This window comes from Enterococcus sp. 125944 (genome assembly GCF_051909435.1).
GTDB lineage: Bacteria > Bacillota > Bacilli > Lactobacillales > Enterococcaceae > Enterococcus_D > Enterococcus_D gallinarum.
Window position 1 is genome coordinate 124,866 of the sequence record NZ_JBQASY010000007.1, and the last position, 20,957, is coordinate 145,822.

Annotated in this window: 20 protein-coding genes and 1 tRNA gene; 14 read left to right on the forward strand and 7 right to left on the reverse strand. The window is 41.3% G+C overall.

The features are described from left to right. Positions 1–102: 102 nt before the first annotated feature. Both ACTFWY_RS08335 and ACTFWY_RS08340 read left to right on the forward strand, forming a co-directional pair. Positions 103–1,314 carry a quaternary amine ABC transporter ATP-binding protein gene (locus tag ACTFWY_RS08335; RefSeq protein ID WP_003127535.1) on the forward strand — a complete coding sequence of 404 codons (1,212 nt, stop codon included), beginning with the start codon at positions 103–105 and terminating at the stop codon, positions 1,312–1,314. Beyond that, entirely contained in the window at positions 1,307–3,034 is a 1,728-nt protein-coding gene (locus ACTFWY_RS08340) for an ABC transporter permease/substrate binding protein (RefSeq protein WP_138371617.1), read from the forward strand. Before ACTFWY_RS08335 ends, ACTFWY_RS08340 begins: the two co-directional genes overlap by 8 nt. A gap of 115 nt (positions 3,035–3,149) precedes the next feature. Here ACTFWY_RS08340 and rnhC read toward each other — a convergent pair whose 3' ends face one another. Continuing rightward, the gene (gene rnhC, locus ACTFWY_RS08345; protein ID WP_003127537.1) at positions 3,150–4,085 is read right to left on the reverse strand and encodes a ribonuclease HIII; all 936 of its coding nucleotides are present in this window, start codon (positions 4,083–4,085) and stop codon (positions 3,150–3,152) included. 205 nt (positions 4,086–4,290) lie between these two features. On the opposite strand from rnhC, the gene zapA reads away from it, so the two are divergent. The 9 genes from zapA to ACTFWY_RS08390 all read left to right on the forward strand — a co-directional run bounded on the left by zapA (position 4,291) and on the right by ACTFWY_RS08390 (position 14,175). Next, on the forward strand, positions 4,291–4,731 hold the full coding sequence (gene zapA / locus ACTFWY_RS08350; RefSeq protein WP_003127539.1) for a cell division protein ZapA: 441 nt from the start codon (positions 4,291–4,293) through the stop codon (positions 4,729–4,731). 23 nt (positions 4,732–4,754) lie between these two features. Next, positions 4,755–5,309 carry a CvpA family protein gene (locus ACTFWY_RS08355; RefSeq protein ID WP_003127541.1) on the forward strand — a complete coding sequence of 185 codons (555 nt, stop codon included), beginning with the start codon at positions 4,755–4,757 and terminating at the stop codon, positions 5,307–5,309. 72 nt (positions 5,310–5,381) lie between these two features. After that, positions 5,382–7,745 (forward strand): endonuclease MutS2, encoded by a 2,364-nt coding sequence (locus tag ACTFWY_RS08360; protein ID WP_231450646.1) that lies wholly within the window; start codon positions 5,382–5,384, stop codon positions 7,743–7,745. 94 nt (positions 7,746–7,839) lie between these two features. Then, positions 7,840–8,154 (forward strand): thioredoxin, encoded by a 315-nt coding sequence (trxA, locus tag ACTFWY_RS08365; protein WP_021149372.1) that lies wholly within the window; start codon positions 7,840–7,842, stop codon positions 8,152–8,154. 155 nt (positions 8,155–8,309) lie between these two features. Further along, positions 8,310–10,529 carry a L,D-transpeptidase family protein gene (locus tag ACTFWY_RS08370; RefSeq protein WP_219645181.1) on the forward strand — a complete coding sequence of 740 codons (2,220 nt, stop codon included), beginning with the start codon at positions 8,310–8,312 and terminating at the stop codon, positions 10,527–10,529. A gap of 481 nt (positions 10,530–11,010) precedes the next feature. After that, complete coding sequence (locus ACTFWY_RS08375) at positions 11,011–11,337, forward strand: PadR family transcriptional regulator (RefSeq protein WP_003127545.1); 327 nt, start codon at positions 11,011–11,013, stop codon at positions 11,335–11,337. Then, complete coding sequence (locus ACTFWY_RS08380; protein ID WP_138371621.1) at positions 11,324–12,004, forward strand: DUF2812 domain-containing protein; 681 nt, start codon at positions 11,324–11,326, stop codon at positions 12,002–12,004. The genes ACTFWY_RS08375 and ACTFWY_RS08380 overlap by 14 nt, the downstream gene beginning before the upstream one ends. 25 nt (positions 12,005–12,029) lie before the next feature. Then, entirely contained in the window at positions 12,030–12,929 is a 900-nt protein-coding gene (locus ACTFWY_RS08385) for an ABC transporter ATP-binding protein (RefSeq protein ID WP_003127547.1), read from the forward strand. Further along, positions 12,922–14,175 carry an ABC transporter permease gene (locus ACTFWY_RS08390; RefSeq protein WP_439927182.1) on the forward strand — a complete coding sequence of 418 codons (1,254 nt, stop codon included), beginning with the start codon at positions 12,922–12,924 and terminating at the stop codon, positions 14,173–14,175. The genes ACTFWY_RS08385 and ACTFWY_RS08390 overlap by 8 nt, the downstream gene beginning before the upstream one ends. A 303-nt stretch (positions 14,176–14,478) precedes the next feature. Here the strand turns inward: ACTFWY_RS08390 and ACTFWY_RS08395 are convergent, their stop codons facing one another. Continuing rightward, positions 14,479–15,192: a gamma-glutamyl-gamma-aminobutyrate hydrolase family protein gene (locus ACTFWY_RS08395; RefSeq protein WP_005471805.1), complete on the reverse strand. Its 714-nt coding sequence runs from the start codon at positions 15,190–15,192 to the stop codon at positions 14,479–14,481. Positions 15,193–15,376: 184 nt separating this feature from the next. Beyond that, positions 15,377–15,751: a lactoylglutathione lyase gene (gloA, locus tag ACTFWY_RS08400; RefSeq protein WP_003127551.1), complete on the reverse strand. Its 375-nt coding sequence runs from the start codon at positions 15,749–15,751 to the stop codon at positions 15,377–15,379. Between the two features lie 145 nt (positions 15,752–15,896). Between gloA and ACTFWY_RS08405 the strand changes: the two genes are divergently transcribed. Further along, entirely contained in the window at positions 15,897–16,358 is a 462-nt protein-coding gene (locus ACTFWY_RS08405) for an NUDIX hydrolase (RefSeq protein WP_005471806.1), read from the forward strand. 29 nt (positions 16,359–16,387) lie between these two features. Here ACTFWY_RS08405 and yidA read toward each other — a convergent pair whose 3' ends face one another. Genes yidA through ACTFWY_RS08420 form a run of 3 tightly spaced genes read right to left on the reverse strand, consistent with a single transcriptional unit; the run spans position 16,388 to position 19,416 of the window. After that, complete coding sequence (gene yidA / locus ACTFWY_RS08410) at positions 16,388–17,209, reverse strand: sugar-phosphatase (RefSeq protein WP_003127553.1); 822 nt, start codon at positions 17,207–17,209, stop codon at positions 16,388–16,390. Positions 17,210–17,218: 9 nt separating this feature from the next. Continuing rightward, entirely contained in the window at positions 17,219–18,589 is a 1,371-nt protein-coding gene (locus tag ACTFWY_RS08415) for an HD domain-containing protein (protein WP_439927185.1), read from the reverse strand. Further along, positions 18,586–19,416 (reverse strand): lipoate--protein ligase family protein, encoded by an 831-nt coding sequence (locus tag ACTFWY_RS08420; RefSeq protein WP_439927186.1) that lies wholly within the window; start codon positions 19,414–19,416, stop codon positions 18,586–18,588. Before ACTFWY_RS08420 ends, ACTFWY_RS08415 begins: the two co-directional genes overlap by 4 nt. Positions 19,417–19,595: 179 nt before the next feature. Between ACTFWY_RS08420 and ACTFWY_RS08425 the strand changes: the two genes are divergently transcribed. Then, positions 19,596–20,033: a DUF1934 domain-containing protein gene (locus ACTFWY_RS08425; RefSeq protein WP_439927187.1), complete on the forward strand. Its 438-nt coding sequence runs from the start codon at positions 19,596–19,598 to the stop codon at positions 20,031–20,033. Between the two features lie 86 nt (positions 20,034–20,119). Beyond that, positions 20,120–20,725, forward strand: coding sequence for a DNA-directed RNA polymerase subunit delta (gene rpoE, locus ACTFWY_RS08430; protein ID WP_439927188.1), 606 nt, complete (start codon positions 20,120–20,122; stop codon positions 20,723–20,725). Between the two features lie 150 nt (positions 20,726–20,875). On the opposite strand, the gene ACTFWY_RS08435 is transcribed toward rpoE, so the two are convergent. After that, positions 20,876–20,947, reverse strand: a tRNA-Arg gene (locus tag ACTFWY_RS08435). Positions 20,948–20,957: the final 10 nt, after the last annotated feature.

The following is a 20,957-nucleotide window of genomic DNA, read 5'->3' on the forward strand; positions in this document are numbered from 1 at the left end:
TTTCTAAGAAGAGATGGAATCTTTTTTTGACAAAGTGACCACATGCTGTTAGTATAGTATGGTCACTTTCGTGAAATTTTTCAGAAAAAGGAGTCAGTATAAGTGAGTAAAGTTAAAGTTGCACATTTAACGAAAATCTTTGGCAAGAAGAAGCAACAAGCGTTTGCCATGATTCAAGAACAACGCAGCAAGAATGAAATTCTAGAAAAAACTGGGGCCACTGTTGGCGTCTATGATGTGAATTTTGAAGTCAATGAAGGAGAAATCTTTGTGATTATGGGACTTTCTGGTAGTGGGAAGTCAACCTTGATCCGTTTATTGAATCGGTTGATCGAACCATCCGGTGGGGACATTTATATTGATGGGGAAGACATTGCGAAGATGAGTAAAGAAGAATTACGTGAAGTCCGACGCCATAAGATCAACATGGTTTTCCAAAGCTTTGGTTTGTTCCCTCACCGAACGATTCTTGAGAATACAGAATATGGCTTAGAGGTGCGAGGGGTTCCCAAAGAAGAGCGAGTAGCCAAAGCCGAAAAAGCTTTAGCTAATTCTGGGCTATTATCTTTCAAGGATCAATATCCTGATCAACTGTCTGGTGGGATGCAACAACGGGTTGGTCTGGCGCGAGCATTAGCAAATGATCCAGAGATCTTATTGATGGACGAAGCATTCTCAGCGTTAGATCCGTTGATACGTCGTGAAATGCAAGATGAGTTGTTAGAATTACAAGCCAATGTCCAAAAGACAATTATTTTTATCACTCATGATTTGAATGAAGCCTTGCGAATTGGTGATCGCATTGCTTTGATGAAAGATGGACAAATCATGCAAATTGGGACAGGAGAAGAGATTCTGACCAATCCTGCGAACCAATATGTGAGAGATTTCGTCGAAGATGTCGATCGCTCGAAAGTTTTGACGGCTCAAAACATCATGGTACCAGCACTAACGACAAATATCGAAATCGATGGGCCAAGCGTTGCGCTAAATCGAATGCGTAAAGAGGAAGTTAGTATGTTGTTGGCGGTAGACAAAAAACGTCATCTAAAAGGTAGTTTGACAGCCGAGTCGGCTCGCGAAGCACGCAAAAACAATTTGACCCTAAAAGAAGTCATCGATAAAAATGTACAAAAAATCGACAAAGATATGCTAGTGACGGATATTTTCAATTTAATTTATGATTCCCCGACACCGTTAGCGGTGGTTGAAAATGATCGTCTGATCGGTGTAGTTATTCGAGGCAGTGTGATCGAAGCGCTGGCAGAAACGGATTCATCAGTGACAGAGGAAGGAGTGGTCGTCAATGGGTAATTTTCTTCAACAAACGATTCCAGTTGCTGATTGGGTAGAGTCCTTTACAGATTGGCTAACAGGAACTTTTAGTGGGCTCTTTTCCGCATTGCAGTCTTTTGGTCAGTTCGTGATGGATGGAATGACTAATACTTTGCTTTTTGTGCCACCACTAGTCATGATCTTGCTGCTGACAATCGCTGCATTTTTTGTTTCAAGTAAAAAATGGGGGCTGACGGCATTTACATTTGTCGGGCTACTATTTATCTACAATCAAGGTTTGTGGACTGATTTGATGAATACTGTCACATTGGTTCTGCTCTCTAGTCTGGTATCGATCATTATCGGTATTCCCCTTGGAATCTTAATGGCAAAAAGCGAAAAGGCGCAAAGCATCGTTACGCCAATCTTAGATTTCATGCAAACGATGCCTGGCTTCGTCTATCTGATCCCAGCAGTCGCTTTCTTTGGGATCGGCATGGTACCAGGGGTTTTTGCCTCAGTGATTTTTGCATTGCCGCCGACTGTACGGATGACTAATTTAGGAATCCGTCAAATTTCTCGTGAATTAGTCGAAGCTTCGGATTCCTTTGGGGGAACTGGCTGGCAGAAATTGGTCAAGTTAGAATTGCCATTAGCGAAAAGTACGATTTTAGCAGGTGTCAATCAAACCACGATGCTTGCTCTTTCAATGGTAGTGATTGCTTCGATGATCGGTGCCCCTGGTCTTGGACGAGGTGTCCTATCTGCACTGCAGCGGGCACAAGTCGGAAATGGATTTGTTAGTGGGGTTTCATTAGTGATCTTAGCGATCATTATGGATCGGTTTACCCAAAACTTGAATAAACCCGCTCATAAGAAAAAAGCCGTGTCCGCGAAAAGCCGCAAGCAAAAACGTCTCTTTGGCGGGATCGCTGCCGCAGCTGTTGTTGCGCTCATTGGTGCTTCTGTAGCTTTTGGTCGTGTTTCAGACAATAAAGGAACAGTCAACTTAGCATATGTCGAATGGGATACAGAAGTGGCTTCCACTCATGTGGTAGCTGAAGTGTTAAAAGAAATGGGCTATGAAGTCAAGACGACACCATTAGACAATGCGATCATGTGGGAATCTGTGGCTAAAGGCGAAGTTGACGGGATGGTAGCTGCCTGGTTGCCTTCAACTCATCAAGCTCAATATGAACAATATAAAGACCAAGTAGAAAATCTAGGACCAAACTTAGAGGGAGCTAAACTGGGAATTGCAGTTCCTAGCTACATGGCAGTTGACTCTATCGCAGATCTATCGGATGAGGCAGGAAAAACGATCACGGGAATTGAACCAGGTGCAGGTGTGGTCGCTGCTGCTGAAAATACAGTTGCAACATATGATAATCTTTCTGACTGGAATGTGGCGACATCTTCTTCGGGGGCAATGACTGTGGCGTTAGGACAAGCCATCAAGAATAAAGAAGACATTGTGATCACTGGCTGGTCGCCTCACTGGATGTTTGCAAAATATGATTTGAAATATCTAGATGATCCTGAAGGAACGATGGGAGAAGCAGAGAGTATCAATACGATGGTACGCCAAGGATTAGCTGATGATTTGCCAGAAGTTTATGAAGTACTGGATAAATTCAATTGGACACAAGAAGATATGGAAGAAGTCATGCTGGCAATCAACGATGGAACTTCTGCTGAAGATGCTGCAAAAGATTGGGTAACCAAACACCCAGAAGAAGTGGCAGCTTGGACGAAGTAAGTCAATGAAGCATGAAAGGATCAGATAAATAAACAAAAAAAGAAAGTTTCGCATCTAGACTCGGTGGCCGAGTTCAGGTGCGAGACTTTCGTTTTTTTCACTGTCTACTGACTGTCTACTGATAGTAGCCAGCAATTTTTTGTGCTTTTTCAGTATTGGCGAAATGCAGTTTGGTATACTTCGCTAATAAAGGCATTCCGCCTTTTTGCAAAAGCTGAGCAGCGACCTGATCGGATTTGCTGCCGGCACCCGAAGGAAGCTGTAATCCAACTTCTTGTGAGGCCTTCTCTAGTTCCTCCAGAAAAACAGTGCGGCATAGAATGGAGGCCGCAGCCACTGCTAAATGATATTGCTCCCCTTTTGTTGCAAAAAACAATTTTTCTGTGATTTGATTTTTTTCTGATTTTAGATAGGTACGGTAATTTTTTTCGCTAGTGAATTGATCAATCAAGATAGCATCCGGTGTTTTTGGTGCGATTTTTTGCAACAGTAGCCGAATGGCTTGATTGTGTAGCGCAACTTTCATTCGAACGGTGTTGTATTTAGGTTGGATCTCATTGTATTTAGTTGGTTCAACTGTCAGTAATTGATAAGGCACAAGTTTTTTTATTTTTGGGGCCATTGCCCGAATTTGTGGATCAGTCAACATTTTGGAGTCTTTGACACCTAATGCTTTCAATGCGGGTAGCTGATCTTTACTGGCATAGACAGCGCAAACGACTAAAGGACCAAAATAACTGCCATTGCCAACTTCATCACTACCAACGACACTCCACTGTGAAAAGTCAGCAGGCAAGGAGGATGAAGGAGCCTTGTTGTTCGCATTTGCTGTTTTGGACAAGTCGGCAGAATTGCTCCAACGAGCTGCTTCAGCTTCTGCACCACTACCTTGAAACATCACTTTACCAGAAGTATAAGCGGTGATGGTCGTTTGTTCTTTTTTGGCAACAAACACGGTATAAGGAACTTTTTTATTCAACAGCGCTTGCTGATAGAAGTTCATCATTTCTGCGATAGTTTTTTGAGATACTTTAATGACGATATTACTCATTGTCTTCCTCCGATATACATACTGGTTATTTGAATAGAACATCTTCTTAGATTCTACCATAGGTAAAAATTTTACGAAGCCTCTTTCTAAAAAAACGATTGGCATGGAAATTACACTAGAAATCACGTATAATAGGTAGGAGTTTGCGATACGCGTGCAGAAAGTGATAAAATAGTACAGAACAGCAATGGGAGGAATCTTTCCTATGACGGAGCAAAAGAAACGTTATAAAGCAGTAATCGCCAATCAAAGCTACACGATTATTGGGCGTGAAAGTAAACAACATATGGATATGGTAACGAAATTAGTCAATGACCAATTGACAGAAATCATGGGGCTGTCTTCTCAAGTCGATAAAGAGCAAGCAGCAATTCTATTAGCAATCAATGCGATTTCTGATCAGTTGAAAAAACAAGAGCAAGTATTAAGTTTGCAAAATAAGGTAGAAGAGTTACGCAGTCAAGCGATTAAGGCGACCGAACTAGAGAATCGGATTAAGCGAATCGAAGCGATTGAGTCTGAAGCGCGCCAAGTATTGGATGAGACAGGTCGCGGAGATGTGGAGATCCATAATCATGTGGAGGCTCAACAAATACTAAATGAACAACGTAAGCGCAAAATCCAAGAAAAAGCAGCTCATGGTTAAGTAGGCGCGGAAAGGACTCTGAAATGATAGGATTTTTGGTTCTGGTTCTTTTGTTAGCGGCATTTTATGGTGGCGCACGGCGAGGGACTTCATTGCAGCTGGTCTCCGTTTTAGGATACCTTTTTTCTTTTTTAGTTGCAGTGGCAAATTACCAAGCTTTGGCAAAAAAAATTGAATTATATGTTCCTTATATGTCTGTGACCGCAGACTCAAAGTTGGTCTTTTATAACCTAGATCTTGCTCTAGACCTAGACAAAGCGTACTATGCAGCTGTCGCTTTTATTATGATCCTTTTTGCTGGCTGGTTAGTGACAAAATTGATTTGCATTTTTGCAAATGGACTGCGTTTCAAACGTCTGCGTTTTTTGAAAGGCTATGATTGGGTCGTAGCAGGGATCTTGAATACGCTATTAGTTTATCTGAATATCTATTTCTTTTTTATGATCCTCTCGATGATTCCTTTAGCGACTATCCAAAATTTGTTTGATAAGAGCAGCACGGCACACTTTATCGTTGAAAGTTCGCCAATCATTTCTGATTACTTTTACCGTTTGTGGATCACTAATGTGATTGGTTAGTATAAGGCAGCTGGTCATTAGACCCATGCTGCTTTTTTTCTTAAGTAAAAAAATGAAAAAGTAGGTGAGACTATGAATAAAAAAATTCTTGATGTTTTAGCTTTCGATCAAGTAAAACAATTGGTTGGGCAGTATCTAGTGACCGCCCAAGGGAAAGAAGAATTAGCTCAATTAGCGCCATCAGCAGATGCTCAGCAAATTTCCACTTGGCTGGCTGAAACAGAAGATGCGTTAAAAGTACAGCGATTGCGGGGCGGTATTCCTGTACCAAAAATTGAAAATATTCGTCCGCAAATGAAGCGAATCGAAATCGGAGCGGACCTTAATGGTTTAGAATTAGCGCAAGTAGGTCGAGTGTTGGTGACAGCCAATGAATTGAAGCGTTTCTTTGAAGATCTATCAGACAGCGAAATCGAGTTCGAGCGACTGTATGAATGGGAAAAGCAGTTAGTAACGCTGCCCACGCTTAGCCGTCGCCTGAAAGAAGCAGTGGATGAAGACGGTCGGTTGACTGACGAAGCATCTCCAGAGCTACGTGTCATTCGACAAAATATTCGTCGTTCTGAACGAACGATCAGAGAAACGTTAGATAGTCTCGTACGTGGCGGAAATGCCAAGTATTTGAGCGATACCATTGTCACGATGCGAAATGAGCGTTATGTGATTCCGGTGAAGCAAGAATATCGTGGCGTGTTTGGCGGGGTCGTGCATGATCAGAGTTCTTCTGGGCAGACATTATTTATTGAACCAAAACAAGTGGTGGATCAGAATAATCGACTGCGCCAACATCAAATCGCTGAGCGTACGGAGATTGAACGAATCTTAGCGGAACTTTCTGCAGAGCTAGCTCCTTATCAACGCGAAATTCTGCACAACGCCTATGTGATCGGGATGATGGACTTCATGAATGCCAAAGCACGTTTTGGGAAAGAATTGCAGGCAATCGTGCCGGCTATCAATACAGATAATCATGTCGTTTTCAAACAAGCACGTCATCCGCTGATCGATCAAGAAAAAGTCGTACCGAATGATATTGCTATTGGTGAAGACTATCAAGCGGTGGTAATTACCGGTCCGAATACTGGTGGGAAAACAATCACCTTGAAGACGCTGGGATTGCTTCAAATCATGGGGCAATCTGGATTGCCGATTTTAGTCGATGAAGAGAGCCAAATGGGCATTTTTCAAGAAATTTTTGCTGATATTGGGGATGAGCAATCCATCGAACAAAGTTTATCTACCTTCTCTTCTCACATGACGACGATCGTCGATGTTCTCAAAAAAGTGGACCATACAAGTTTAGTTTTATTCGATGAACTGGGAGCTGGGACCGATCCGCAAGAAGGCGCGGCGTTAGCGATTGCTATTCTTGATGAACTTGGTGCACGCTCTGCCTATGTGATGGCGACGACTCATTATCCGGAATTGAAAGTGTACGGTTACAATCGTGCCAATACCATCAATGCTTCAATGGAGTTTGATGTCGATACCCTAAGCCCAACATATCGTTTGCTGATCGGTGTGCCTGGTCGCAGTAATGCTTTTGAAATCTCCAAACGTCTGGGCTTGGACACCCAGATCATTGAGCAAGCCAAGCAAATCATGGATGGCGAAAGTCAGGACTTGAATGAGATGATCGCCGACTTAGAAAACCGGCGCAAGATGACCGAAACAGAGTATTTGGAAATGCGGCATTATGTAGAAGAAGCGGAACGGCTGCAAAAAGAATTGAAACAAGCATATAACTTTTTCTTTGAAGAACGCGAAGCAGAACTAGCAAAAGCCCGCAAGAAAGCAAATCAAATCGTTGAAGAAGCAAAAGAGGAATCGGAAAAAATCATTTCGGATATCCGCAACATGCAATTGAGCAGCGGACAGAGCCATGTCAAAGAACATGAGTTGATCGCAGCCCGCACAAAATTGTCTGATCTTCATCAAGAAGAACATTTGCAAAAGAACAAGGTCTTGCAAAAAGCCAAAGCTGCGAAAACATTGAAGGTCGGCGATGAAGTGTTAGTTACTTCCTATGGTCAGCGAGGAACTTTGATCAAAAAGATGGGACAATCACAATGGCAAGTGCAATTGGGAATCTTAAAAATGACGCTGTCTGAATCAGATCTACAGCCGGCAGCACCTGTCAAAGAACCTGTGCAGCGCGTCGTTCATACCGTCCGTTCAGCGGAGTCTTCGCATGTTCCTAATCAGCTGGATCTTCGTGGCAAACGCTATGAAGAGGCATTGAATGAAGTTGATCAGTATCTCGATGCGGCGATTCTTGCTGGTTACCCACAAGTGACGATCGTTCACGGAAAAGGGACGGGGGCATTACGGCAAGGAATTACGGAATATTTGAAAAATCATCGTAGTGTCAAAAGTTTTGAGTTTGCACCGGCAAATCAAGGTGGCAATGGGGCGACCATCGTAAAATTTAAATAATCGTTAAGGCTTCTTACCTTTTGTAAGCAGAGGATTTCAAAAAAGCACGTGAACATGCTATACTTTTTTTAGCAATCAAATGGAGGCGAACAATATGGCAAAAGAAATTACAGATAAAACTTTTTCAGAAGAAACCGATAAAGGCTTAGTCCTTATTGATTTTTGGGCAACATGGTGCGGTCCATGTCGGATGCAAGCACCAATCTTGGAACAATTAGCAAATGAATATGAAGAAGACGAATTAAAAATCGTCAAAATGGATGTGGATGAAAATCCTGAAACGCCAGCTTCATTTGGTATCATGTCGATCCCTACGCTATTGTTGAAAAAAGATGGTCAAGTGGTAGATAAAGCCGTTGGTGTTCATACCAAAGATCAATTGAAAGAAATGGTAGCAAGCCACATGTAAGAAAATTTTATAGTAAGCAGCGATCTTAAACGATCGCTGCTTTTTTTTGAGTAGTTTTAAGCGAGGATTTATTCTTGCAATGGTATAATGAAAGTGTGAATATGGGGAGCGTTTACTTTCTATGGAGTGCTTTTATTTGAAAAGGGGGATGAAAAATGAAAAAGAATAGAGGATGGGGGTACCGGCTGCTCTGTATCATTTCCTTGGTCAGTGCACCGCTTGTATCTGCAGGTGCGACCTACGCGGAAACAATTGATACAGGAACTTCTTCAGCCAATCAAGTCACCGAATCAACCACCAATACCAGTAGGACGACAACCGAAACGACTGACTCAACAACTGCGACATCGTCTACAATAGACACGTCAACTTCCGAAGCGAGTAGCAACAGTTCGACTGATAGCTTTGGGGAAACAACTACAAGTAGTTCAGAAATAACTGTTTCTTCCACAGAAGAAACGGATACTTCAGAAGCGAATCCAGTCATCACTGTTAAGGAATTAGCCAATTCAAATCGCTATGTTAAAATCAACACTTTCACAGCGACTACAACGGAGTCGCAAGCAATGGATAGTCGTCAGGTTTTATATACCCTCAATCAATCGCAACTAACAGCCACAGGATCAATTACTGAACTTGCGGGTCACGTTTATAAAAGTGTCAAACAGTACCAAGATACAGCGACGAAAAAGAAGTATAGTGAACTACTTGATGAACAGAATCACGTGATTGGTATTGTTGAAGCAGAGTCTGTCACGACAGCAGATGGGGTGTTTCAGTCAGAAAAAAAATATGCTACTGTTCAAAGTGGCAATTATCCTTTATGGGAGTCAATTTTTTTTGATAAACAGTTAGGCACGACAAAAACAATCAATCAACAAACGTTTCAAGTAAAAGAAAGTTTCAAACACGGAAACGGCTCGACCTATTATGCTCTGTACACGGATAAGAACCAATTTATTGGTTGGATTAATGCCAAAGGAGCCGCGGATGCCAAATCACCTGGAGGCATATGGCAATCTGAATCAAAATACGCCACGATCATCAGTGGCAACTACACATTATGGCAAAATTTTGATTGGTCAGCCAAAAAAGGAACGACAGCTGCTTTGAATGGAAAGACTGTCAAAGCCACAGGAAAATACCGCCATGTTAATGGTGCAACGTATTATTCGTTGTATGACAATAAGAACAAGTGGTTAGGTTATATCAACGCTGCCGGTGTCAAAACGACCACAAATGCACAGGGAGCTTACCAGGCTTACGGTAAATATGTTACTCTAACAAAGAAAAATTATACAATTTGGGGTAATTTTAACTGGTCGAGCAAAAAGAACACTACCTCTTCATTGTATGGAAAAACTTACCAGGCTAAAGGAAAATATGAACATTGGAACGGATCAACTTACTACTCATTGTCTGATTCTACTGGCAAATGGATCGGTTATTTGAATGCTGAAGCCGCTACTGTGGCTAATAATCAAGGTGGCATATGGCAGAGTGAAAACAAGACGATCCGGATGAAAAGTAAGAACTATACATTGTGGCAAGATTTGAATTTTTCTAAGAAGAAAGCTTCGAGTGGCAATTATATGAACAAAAATATCAAAGTCACCGGAAAATATCAGCATTATAACGGTGCGACCTATTACTCATTGTATTTAAACAATACATGGATCGGCTATATCAATGCTACAGGTGTCACAAATGCTCATGTAATCCATTCGCAGAGCAATATTAGCCGTTATGTGATCGTCAACAATGCCAGCGGGAATTTTCTGAATGCTGCTGATCCTAACAGCAGCAAATTAGGAAAAAAGAGTAATTATAAAGGGTATATGGCGAAAGCAACCAAATTAGCCAAAACGAGTGATGGCAATTATCTGTATCTGGTTTCACCAGCAGGGAAAATCGGGTGGATCAAAGAGAATCAGACGTATAGCGTGAATGATAAATTCTGGATGTACACTACTGGTGGCAAGTACCCCTCGCTAAATGTCAAAAATTTAAACATTCATGTGTCCATCAGTAAGCAGCGAGTTTACATTAAGTCAGGCGACAAAGTCATTTATACCATGCTTTGTTCCACGGGGACAGTTTTTACGCCGACACCGTTAGGTAATTTTAGAATTCAGCAGGAGAAAGGCTCCGCCTTTTCAGGAGCGGCTTATTACCGTTCTTTCAAAGATCATGGTGTCTATCTATTCCATACCGTTCCAACAAGCATTGCTTGGTCAACCAATTCATTTAGTTCGGTGGAAGGCAAAAAACTAGGACAGCGAGCTTCTCATGGCTGTATTCGATTAGCAGTCCCTGATGCTAAATGGTTCTATTACAACATACCTTACAACACTCCCGTAAAAATCGTTAACTGATTCTAGCTGCTGCATCCTTTGAATAAGGATGCAGCAGTTTTTTTGTAGCGAAAAGAGTTGTTGATTTGCATTTCACTGTAATTAGAGTTGAAAGTTTTTATCTTCTGAATAGAGATCAAGGCCTTTTTGATATTTTACTTTTTGATATTTTGATAGAAGTTAGATTTGTAAAGTGGGTCAATTGACTAAAAACTGCCCTTTGAAAGCTGTGTCGCCCGTTTGGGAAAAGGATTTCTCTTTTGAATGACTGACATGTTCGTTCGAAGATTGATAGGGAGCATCAATCTCGAATCCCTAGTTGCTAACTAAGGTAAGTATAAAGCGGTCAACTAAGTGTAAATAGTTCTGAAATACGCCGATAGATAATCAGAAAACTACCCAAATCCGGGAGAAAATTGCTTACAAAAAGAGATTGACACTTATTATATCATTCGATAATATATCAATAAGTGATATAGTTTCCTAGGATGGGGGAAAACACATGGATGAACCATTGACCGATTCAACTTATTTGATTTTGTTAGCTTTATTAAAGCCAAAACATGGCTATGTGATCATGAAGCAAATCAATGAATTAAGCCAAGGTACCTATGAAATCGGTCCGGCAACAATGTATACTATATTGAAAAAATTGACCAAAAATGAAATGATCAGTTTAGAAGAGACGACAGATCGTAAAAAAATCTATCAGATCACAGCCAAAGGAAAAACGGCTTTAGAAAAGGACATTCAGCGACGAAAACATTTCTTTGAGATTGGTGAACAGATTATGGGTGAGTTGGGGGGACTGGCAGATGAGCAAACGTAAGACAAAATATTTGTATTCATTAGGTGTTGCCTATTATCCAGAAAAAGAAATGATGCGGCTGCAAGAGCAAGCAGCAAAAGGTTGGCAGTTTGTGCATATGAATCAGTTCGGTTTTTTGAAGTTTATTCAAAGCCAACCACAAGAGAAGAAGTTTGCTGTCGATTTTTTTCAAGGAGACAAATCTGATGTTGATGAATACTTGGCCATGTATGAAGCCGGCGGATGGGAGTATATTAGTTCCTACAAAAACCGTTACTACTATTTTCAGGCTCCTTTAGAGACACCAGCTATTTTTAGTGATCAGCAAAGCTATCAAGAACGAATCGATAGTGAGGCACGCTATCTTATGAAACGTTCTTTTGGCATAACAGGTGTTGGCTTGGTTATTCTGCTTTTGATTTATCTCCTCGCTCGCTGGCTAGTACTTACCTATAATGAGATACTAGGTTTCTCATATGGTGTTGCAGTTGGGCTGATTTGTGCGCCTCTTGTCATCGGTGTGGTGTCATTTCTCATGCGTCGCTTGTACAAGAACCGCGCCTCTTTTTACAAAGAACCAGAGAAACTAGCTAAGCGGCAACACGTGTTACGGGATACGCTGCTCTTTATGGGAGTCGGCGCATTAATTGGAGGAATTATCGGCTTTTTAGCCGGTTATTTATATTAACTTAAAAGACAAGGAAGGTGAAATTGTGTTAGAAGCAAAGAATTTAGTGAAAACATTTGGGGACTATCGGGCAGTGGATCAATTGTCCTTTCAAATCAACGATGGCGAGATCATGGGGCTGATCGGTCAAAATGGTGCTGGTAAAACCACGACATTCCGATTGATTCTAGATTTCTTACGGGCTGAACAAGGAGAAGTACTATGGAATGGCCATCAAATCACAGAAAAGGAATACAATTTGATTGGTTATTTGCCAGAAGAACGGGGACTTTACCCTAAAGTAACCATCCAAGATCAACTGATTTATTTTGCACGCTTGCGTGGAAAAAAGAAAGAAGAAATTGAACCTAAGATCGACGAATGGATGGAAAAATTCCAAGTAAAAGGGAAAAAGACAGATAAAGTTAAATCATTATCGAAGGGGAATCAGCAAAAAGTCCAATTGATCGCAACATTGATTCATGAACCTAAATTAGTCATTTTGGATGAACCATTTAGCGGATTGGACCCTGTCAATGCTGAGTTGCTGAAAGATGGCATTATTGAACTAAAAGAAAAAGGGTCTTGTGTCATTTTTTCTAGTCATAACATGGATAATGTTGAGAAAATCTGCGATCATTTGATCATGCTAAGAGATGGTCAAACGGTTCTCAACGGAAAAGTTCATGAGATCCGTGAATCGTTTGGACGGACAAAAGTCTTCTTGGAATCTTCATTGTCAAAAGAAACCATCCTAGCAGTTGAAGGTGTCGAAAAAGTTCTTCATAAAGAAGATGGGAGTTATGACATTACATTATCGCATCCTGAAGTCGGTCGCACATTGTTTGATTTGGCCACAGCTGATGGCTATATCCCGATGTTTAACCAACAACCGCCGACATTAGAAGAAATCTTTAAGAGAAAGGCGGGAAAAGACAATGAGTAAATTTTGGGTGATCGCGCTCGATGTGTTTAAGAAAAACGTGAAATCGATCTCGTTTTTGATCATGATATTGATTCCATTTATTGCATTGGGCATTATTTATGTGGTAGGAATTTTTACCGATGGAATGAACAGTGCCGATAAAATTGCTGTTTATGCGAATGAACCAGCTATTGCACAAACAATCGCAGCTCAGAAAAATGAAGACTATCAATTTGAAGTGGTGGATTCTGAAGAAGCTGGAAAAAAACAATTAGCGGATGAAAAGGTCGATGCATTCTTGATCGTTACTTCAGAGGCCGACAGTATCAAAGGTGAATTATTGAGTGAATCTTCTATGGGACAAACCACAGAGTTGACGGTTCAGCAATTATTGTCTGGGTTGCAAGCCTCGGGACGTGCCGCAGCACTCGGATTAAATCAGGAGCAAGTGGCTAGTTTAAGTGAGCCAGCAAACTTCAGTAAACAAAAAGTTTCTTTCACCGAAGATGGCAAAATGGAGCTTGGGGAAGACAATAGTTCGATCCAATACATTGTGAGTTATGTCGGAACAATTATTTTATTCATGTTTATTTTGACTTACGCTCAAATCATTGCCCAAGAGATTGCTTCCGAAAAAGGGACCCGGATCATGGAAGTTATTTTGTCCAGTACGAGAGCACAGGTTCACTTTTATGCCAAATTAACCGGTGTAATTATGGTCGCATTAGCTCAGTTATTGGCTTATGCCGGTATCTTTGCTATCAGTTATTATTGGATCAAAGACATTTCAATGGTCAAAGATGTATTAGCCAATTTCTCAATTGATGGATTATTCGGTCCATTCTTGATTTACTCGGTCATCTTTGTCCTATTAGGAATTTTGATTTACTCTGTCCTGTCTGCTTTGTGCGGTTCATTAGTCAATAAAGCAGAGGACACTGCCAAGGCGATCATTCCTGTCACTTACCTTTCTTTAGCCGGTTATATGTTAGGTTTGATTCTAGGCGGTACAGATCCTAACAATATCATTTTGCGGGTCACTTCTTATATCCCGTTTTTATCTTCATTTATCATGCCAGTCCGATTGGCTAACGACACAGTAGGTATCGGAGGCGCGGCAGTCTCTGTAGCCATCTTAGCAGTAAGTACATTGGCATTGATGCTGACCTCAGCAAGAATGTATAAGTCAAACGTACTGATTTATAACGATAACGGCATTTTGGCTTCATTGAAACAATCTTTCGTTTTGATGAAGAATGAAAAATGACCAGCCAACAAATTCTCCGATTAGTTAGGCTTCAATAAAGAAACCGATGAAAAGCTTGTGCTTTCTGATTACCAAATGGTATCCAGAAAACCCTCTGCTTTTCATCGGTTTTTTTCTACGTAGAATTGGGTAAAGTAGCTTTAATGAGTCAAGACCGCCAATTGATCAAGCTAGTATCCAATCAGCCTTTAATTACTAACTATTAAAGTTAAACGAGTCATTTAAACTACTAGTTTCAAATATAACCAAGTCTTTTTTCAATCAGGCATTGCCTCTGCTAGCGAAATCTTTGTTGGCATAATGTCAAAACTGATGAACAAAGTAGTCGAAAATTTGCTGTTCTGAAGCAATCTCTTGTGCGGTTAATTCAGGATGCCATTGGATCCCTAAAATCGGCGCCGCAAAGGCAGAAGTTTCAATGGCTTCTACGATACCGTCAGGGGCAGTTGCGATCACTTGGAAATCTTTTGCAACATCTTTAATGGCTTGATGGTGAAACGAATTCACTTGATAGGTGGTTCCTAATAATTTTCCTAAACGACTGTCAGCAACGATCTCAACGGCATGAGTAGGAAAGCGAAAGGGTGTCGGTGCTTGCACATGCTTGATGGTTGGTTGTTCGACCAATGACAAGTCTTGATAGAGGTTGCCGCCGAAAGCAACATTCAATAGCTGCATGCCACGACAGACACCAAAAATTGGTTTTTCTTGTGCGACAGCTTCTTTGATCAACGCCAATTCAAATGCGTCTCGTTCAGGATGTGTACCTTGGATCAGTGGATGCATCTCTTCGCCATAATAGCGAGGAGTCACATCATGACCCCCTGCCAAAAGTAATTTATCAATCTGGGCAACATATTGGGCGGCATTTTCGGGAGCTCCCATGGGTAAAATAAGGGGAAGGCCAGAGGCTTGTTGAATCTGTGTCACAAAATTTCTCGGGGTATATGTAATCCAATGGGCTTCCCCATCAATCATCGTTCGTTCGTTGCCAGCAATTCCAATCACTGGTTTCATAAGCATTCTCCTTCCAGCTGTTTTGACAGCAGTAATGAATAAAAAACTGCGACAAAAGGAAAACAAAGGAAGCTATCCGAACTGACTTTTTCCACGAAATTGCGAGGACCTACTAGAGAGTAGATGCAATTTCGTTATCGTTCGGATGTTCCATTTGTTGCTGCACTTAAGTCACAGTACTTTTTTATTTTTCGCGAATCACTTCTATTTTGTAGCCATCTGGGTCTTTCACGAAATAGTAAGAAGGAGAAGTACCAGGCAAGCCTTTTAAGTCAGTAACATCAAAACCAGCTGCTTTATGCTGCTCGTGAAGTTTCTCTAAATCATCGGTACTGATCGCGATATGACCATAGCCGTCACCTAGATCATAGCCGGGATGATCATAGTTATAAGTTAATTCTAATTCATAATCATCTCCTGGTAATGTCAGGTAAACCAACGTAAATTTGTTTTCTGGAAAATCACGACGGCGCGATTCTTCAAAACCGAATGCTTCTTGATAAAATGCAAGTGATGCTTCTAGATCTTTCACTCGCACACAAGTATGTGCCATTTTCATTTGTCATTCATCCTTTCAGTTGTGGTAAGCCTATAATAACATAACCCGATTTTTTGTGGTAAGAAAAGTGCACCCCGTCAAGTTGCAGCTTGTCGCCAGTGGCTTCCTAAGGTAGAATGGAAAGAAAGAGATGATGGAGGGAAACATGGGGAACAAGGAGAAAGTGTTTGGGCAAAAAGAGCCGGGGGCTGACTATATTTCACGATTCGGTGCCTATGTCGTGATTCCGAATGAACACCAACAAGTGATTTTGGTCCAAGCGCCAAATGGCGCCTTTTTTTTACCAGGAGGGGAGATTGAACCCGGTGAATCGAAGGAAGAAACGATCAAACGGGAATTGGTCGAAGAAGTAGGATTTGCAGGAAAGATCGCCAGTTATTTAGGGGAGGCGGTTGATTATTTTTACTCGCGACATCGAGAAACGTATTACCATCATCCGGCCTATTTTTATTTGATGACCGATTGGCAAAAAATAGGTGAGCCAACAGAACAACACAACCAACTTTCGTGGCATACACCAGAAGAAGCCATTCATTTATTGAAACGCGGCAGTCATGCCTGGGCAGTGAAACAATGGGTAAATCAAAAAGACAACGATCATGCATAAAGGCAGTGATCGTTGTCTTTTTTACTCTTTTATTTTAGTTCATTTAACACATAGTCATTGATAACTTTAGCTACACCATCTTCTTCATTGGAAGCAGTGATGACGTCGGCCGCTTGTTTGACGTTTTCTGTTGCATTAGCCATTGCAACGCCAAGACCCGCATATTCGACCATCGTTAGATCATTTTCGTTATCACCAATCGCCATGACTTCTGCTTGTGAGATACCTAGTTCCTCAGCTAGCTTCTGAACCGCAGCCCCTTTATGAGCTTTCTTATTCAAGACTTCTAAGAAAAATGGCGCACTTTTGACGATATTGAAACGCTCAGTCAATGAAGTTGGCAATTGTGGAATAATAGCATCGATCAATTCAGGCTCATCGATCATCATCATTTTGATGATATTCAGATCCGCAGTCATTTCTTCCGGTGTACGATATTTCAAAGGCATATTGACCAAAAAGGCTTCATAGACGGTATAAGGACTGATGTCTCGATTCGCTGTGTACATCGTATCTTGGGTTTCCACATGCAAATGAACCCCTAATTTACGGGCAGTCATTTCTACTTCTAAGTATTCTTCATGCGTCAATCCGAATTCAGAAACGATTTCTTTTGTTTTAGTCTTCTGTACGAGAGAACCATTATATGTGATTACGTAGTCCGTTTCTGAAAACAAGTCTAGTTCACTTAATAAATCTTGGACACCTGTTAAGGGGCGGCCAGTACATAAGACGATTCGAACACCCTGTGCCTCCGCAGCTTTTAGTGCTTGGTACACTCCAGGTGTGATTTTTCGATCATTGTTCAGTAACGTGCCATCGATATCGATAGCAATCAGTTTGATGCTCATAACTTCCTCCTAGTTGTTCGTATTGATCAAGGCACCATTGCGAATATGTTTCGCAAACTCTTGATACGTATCCCAAAATAAATCATAGTGATTTTGTAGTGCGGGGTCAATCATTTCTTTTGGAAAATAAAAGCGCTGGTCTCCTTGTGTTTGCCCAGCAAGTGCAGCTACTAGTTGACTAGCCTTGGATAATTCCACTAGGGAGCCGTCTTTTTCTTGCAGTTCGATTTGTGTCCGATGCATGCCGGAAGTTGGGCGATAAAAGTCATAAGGTAAATCGAAACTAGAATTGATTGCTGTGTAATAGTCGGGGTTAAAACCGACTTTTTCGACAAGAGATTGCAGTTCATGAATCAATGGCAATTGAGTGTATTCTTCAAAACGTGCAGACTTCAGCGGTTTGCGGTTCAAGAATCGTTTGGCTAAATCACTAAGAATCGGATCATTTTCTTCCGTCCACTGAGTGAAGTACGTATTCAAGACGCCATCGTCTAGTTTTAGGTATTCTTCCAAAGTAAAGTGCTGTTTAAGAAAGGGCAGCAAAAGCTGGGAATGCGATTGGAAAAGTTCTTCATGTTCTTGATACAATTCGGCAGCGCGATTTAGTAAATGTGCCAAGATAACTTCCATTCCCCGAGAACTGGCATGGAAATAGACTTGGACATACATTTGATAGCGGCTGACAATATAATCTTCTACCGCATGCATGCCACTCATAGAAAATGCGATCCCGCCAGCATAGGGACGAATGACTCGCAGAATACGTGTCAAATCAAATGTGCCGTATTCCGTTCCCGTGAAGTATGCATCCCGCAGTAAATAATCCATGCGATCCGCATCGATCTGACTGGAAATCATTTGCACCACTTGTGGGTTTGGGTATGTCTTAGTAATAACACTGGCCACTTTTTCAGGAAAACCTTCTTCCACACGATTGAGGATTTGATAGACTTCTGTTTCTGGAGAAGTAATGATCGCTACAGTGATGGCTTCGTGATCGGTATGAAAAATATGTTCAAAAGTGTGAGAATAAGGGCCATGGCCAACATCATGCAACAAAGCAGCACAAAGCGTGACCAATCGTTCCCGGTCATCCCAGCCATCAGACCCAACTTTTTCAACTGGGAAATTTCGTTGAAACAAATCACAGATGCGGCGGCTAATTTCGTAAACCCCTAACGAATGTGAGAAGCGACTATGTTCAGCACCATGAAAAGTAAACGAAGAAGTTCCTAGTTGTTTGATTCTTCGCAGGCGCTGTACTTCTTTCGAATTGATCAAGTCCAAGATCACTTGATGCTGCACATGCACATAGTTGTGTACAGGATCACGGAATACTTTTTCAATAGCAAGTGTTTGATACTTATATGGGATGCTCATTGTGAACTCTCCTTTATCGGTTGATTTCGTTGATACATACTGGTCATACGAGCCTCTAGTAATGCCGCTTGATCATTTTTTTCAACCCATTCGGATGCAGTCACAGGGCTGAGAGAGGACTTAGTTAGCCGCATCAAGGCCTCTTGCAGTCGTGAGGCAGCTTCTGATACAGAGAAAGAGCGCTGAAGCACATCTTGGAGTGTTGTCATACTGGTAGGTTCAACGGCGGGATAGCCATTAGTACCAAACTGCTCTTTCAAGCTTCTTTGATAAAACGTTCTTACTACTTCTCCTCGATAGTGTTGGTCGCCGTTGACACTAAGGTACATCATGACTGCAATTCCTGCTTTGATCCTGCGCTGGGCAGTCCCTGCGATTTTCTTTCCGTCCATACTCAAGTCAAAGGTACCGGGACAATAAGAGTTTGGGATTTCATAGGCAGCAATTTCTTTTTCGGGAAATGCTTCTCGCATCAAGTCGACCATTCGCTGATAAGCCGCATCTGTAGTAGCAGCTAACGTTTTTGGGAAAATCCACGATACATTCAGAACACCGGCATCGTTGATGACCCCAAGCCCGCCTGAGTTGCGGATGATTGGTTGAAAGCCAGCAGTCGTCAAAGCGGATATTCCTTCGGTGAAATAAGGCACTCGGGTATCTTTCATTCCTAAAATCATAGTATCAGGCAACTGCCAAAAGTGTAAAAAATCCTGATGATGAACGCCTGCATATTCACTCAATACATCGGTCAATGCAAACGGTAAAAAACGATTCTCGGTAGTTTGGGGATCAAATGGCAACATTTGATCAATCATTTCAATGGTCACGGTAGGCTTAGATTCTCCTTCAATAATAAGATCTCCTACTATTATATATGAAGATCATGAAAAAACTTAATCAAAAAGCTAAGAAAACGTTCTATAGTGGATGTTTTAGCTGAAATGATTGACAAAAGAGGGGAAAAAAGGAAAAATGGAACTGAAATCTGCTAAGGAGGCACACTATCATGAGGGAATTGTCACAAGGAATTCCGATTTCGATCCATTTAACGACAAAGGTCGAACAAGCGGGAGAAACACAAGATTTTTTGTTTGATTTACAAGGACAGGCGGTCAAAATTGGCGATACGCTGTATCTGAGATACAAAGAGATTCAGCCAGAAGGAGCCGAAGTACCAGTGACGATGAAAATTATGCCAGATGGCGTGATCCAACTGATTCGCTCGGGAGAAATGCGAACACGCTTGAAATTCGCTTACAAAGAGCGTTTAGAAACAAGTTATCAAACGCCTTACGGCATGATGCATTTCCATACATATACAAGTCACTTACATGTGAGTCTGAAAGATCGTCCTTATTCAGGTAAAGTCGATGTCCATTATGATTTATTTATGATGGAAGACAAAGTGGGAGAATACAAACTTTCTTTGGAGTTTACTGCTTAAATAAATGCAAATTTTGAAAGAATAAATTGCAATTTGTCTCACATTTTTGTATGATTAGGAGTAGACTGTGAAAGGACGTGTCCCGTTTGGAAATTAATGTATTTGAAGGTGTAAATAAAAACGAATTGTCAATGATCGAAGTTGCCCATGCGATTTTAGAGCAACGCGGTGACGTGATGGATTTTTCTGATTTGGTCAACCAAATCCAAAACTATCTAGAAACTTCGGACAGCGAGATTCGTGATTCTTTGGCGCAGTTTTATACAGACTTGAATATCGATGGCAGTTTTATTTCTTTGGGAGACAATCGCTGGGGATTGCGTTCATGGTATGCGATCGACTCAATCGATGAAGAAGTCAACCACGGAATCGATGATGAAGATGAAGATACACCGCGTCGTCGCAAACGTAAGAAAGTGAATGCCTTTATTAGTGACGATGAAGACGCGATCGATTATAACGATGATGACCCAGAGGATACTGATTTGTCTGATGACGATGAAGAGGATCTTTTTGACGATGATGACGATGAGGATGAAGAAATCTCCGCATATAACTCAGATCTGCAAGAAATTGGTGCAGACAATAACGATGATGACGAAGAGGAACTACCAGGGAATATTGAAGAAGATCTAACGATCATCGATGATGAAGAAGAAGACGAATTTGATGACGAGGAAGAAGAGGAATAGGCCTCTTCTTTTTTGTGTTTAGCAAAGGCAACAGCGTATGGAAGATGGCAAGAGCTCAATCAAAATAAAAAAAATGGAAGTGCTGTCAGCACTTCCGTGGTTTTTTGAATTATCCCTTGAGATAAAGTATACTATAAATGAAATGAAAAACGCGCCTTGAGGGAATCGAACCCCCGTCTCAAGAACCGGAATCTTACGTGATATCCACTACACTAAAGGCGCGAAGCACAAA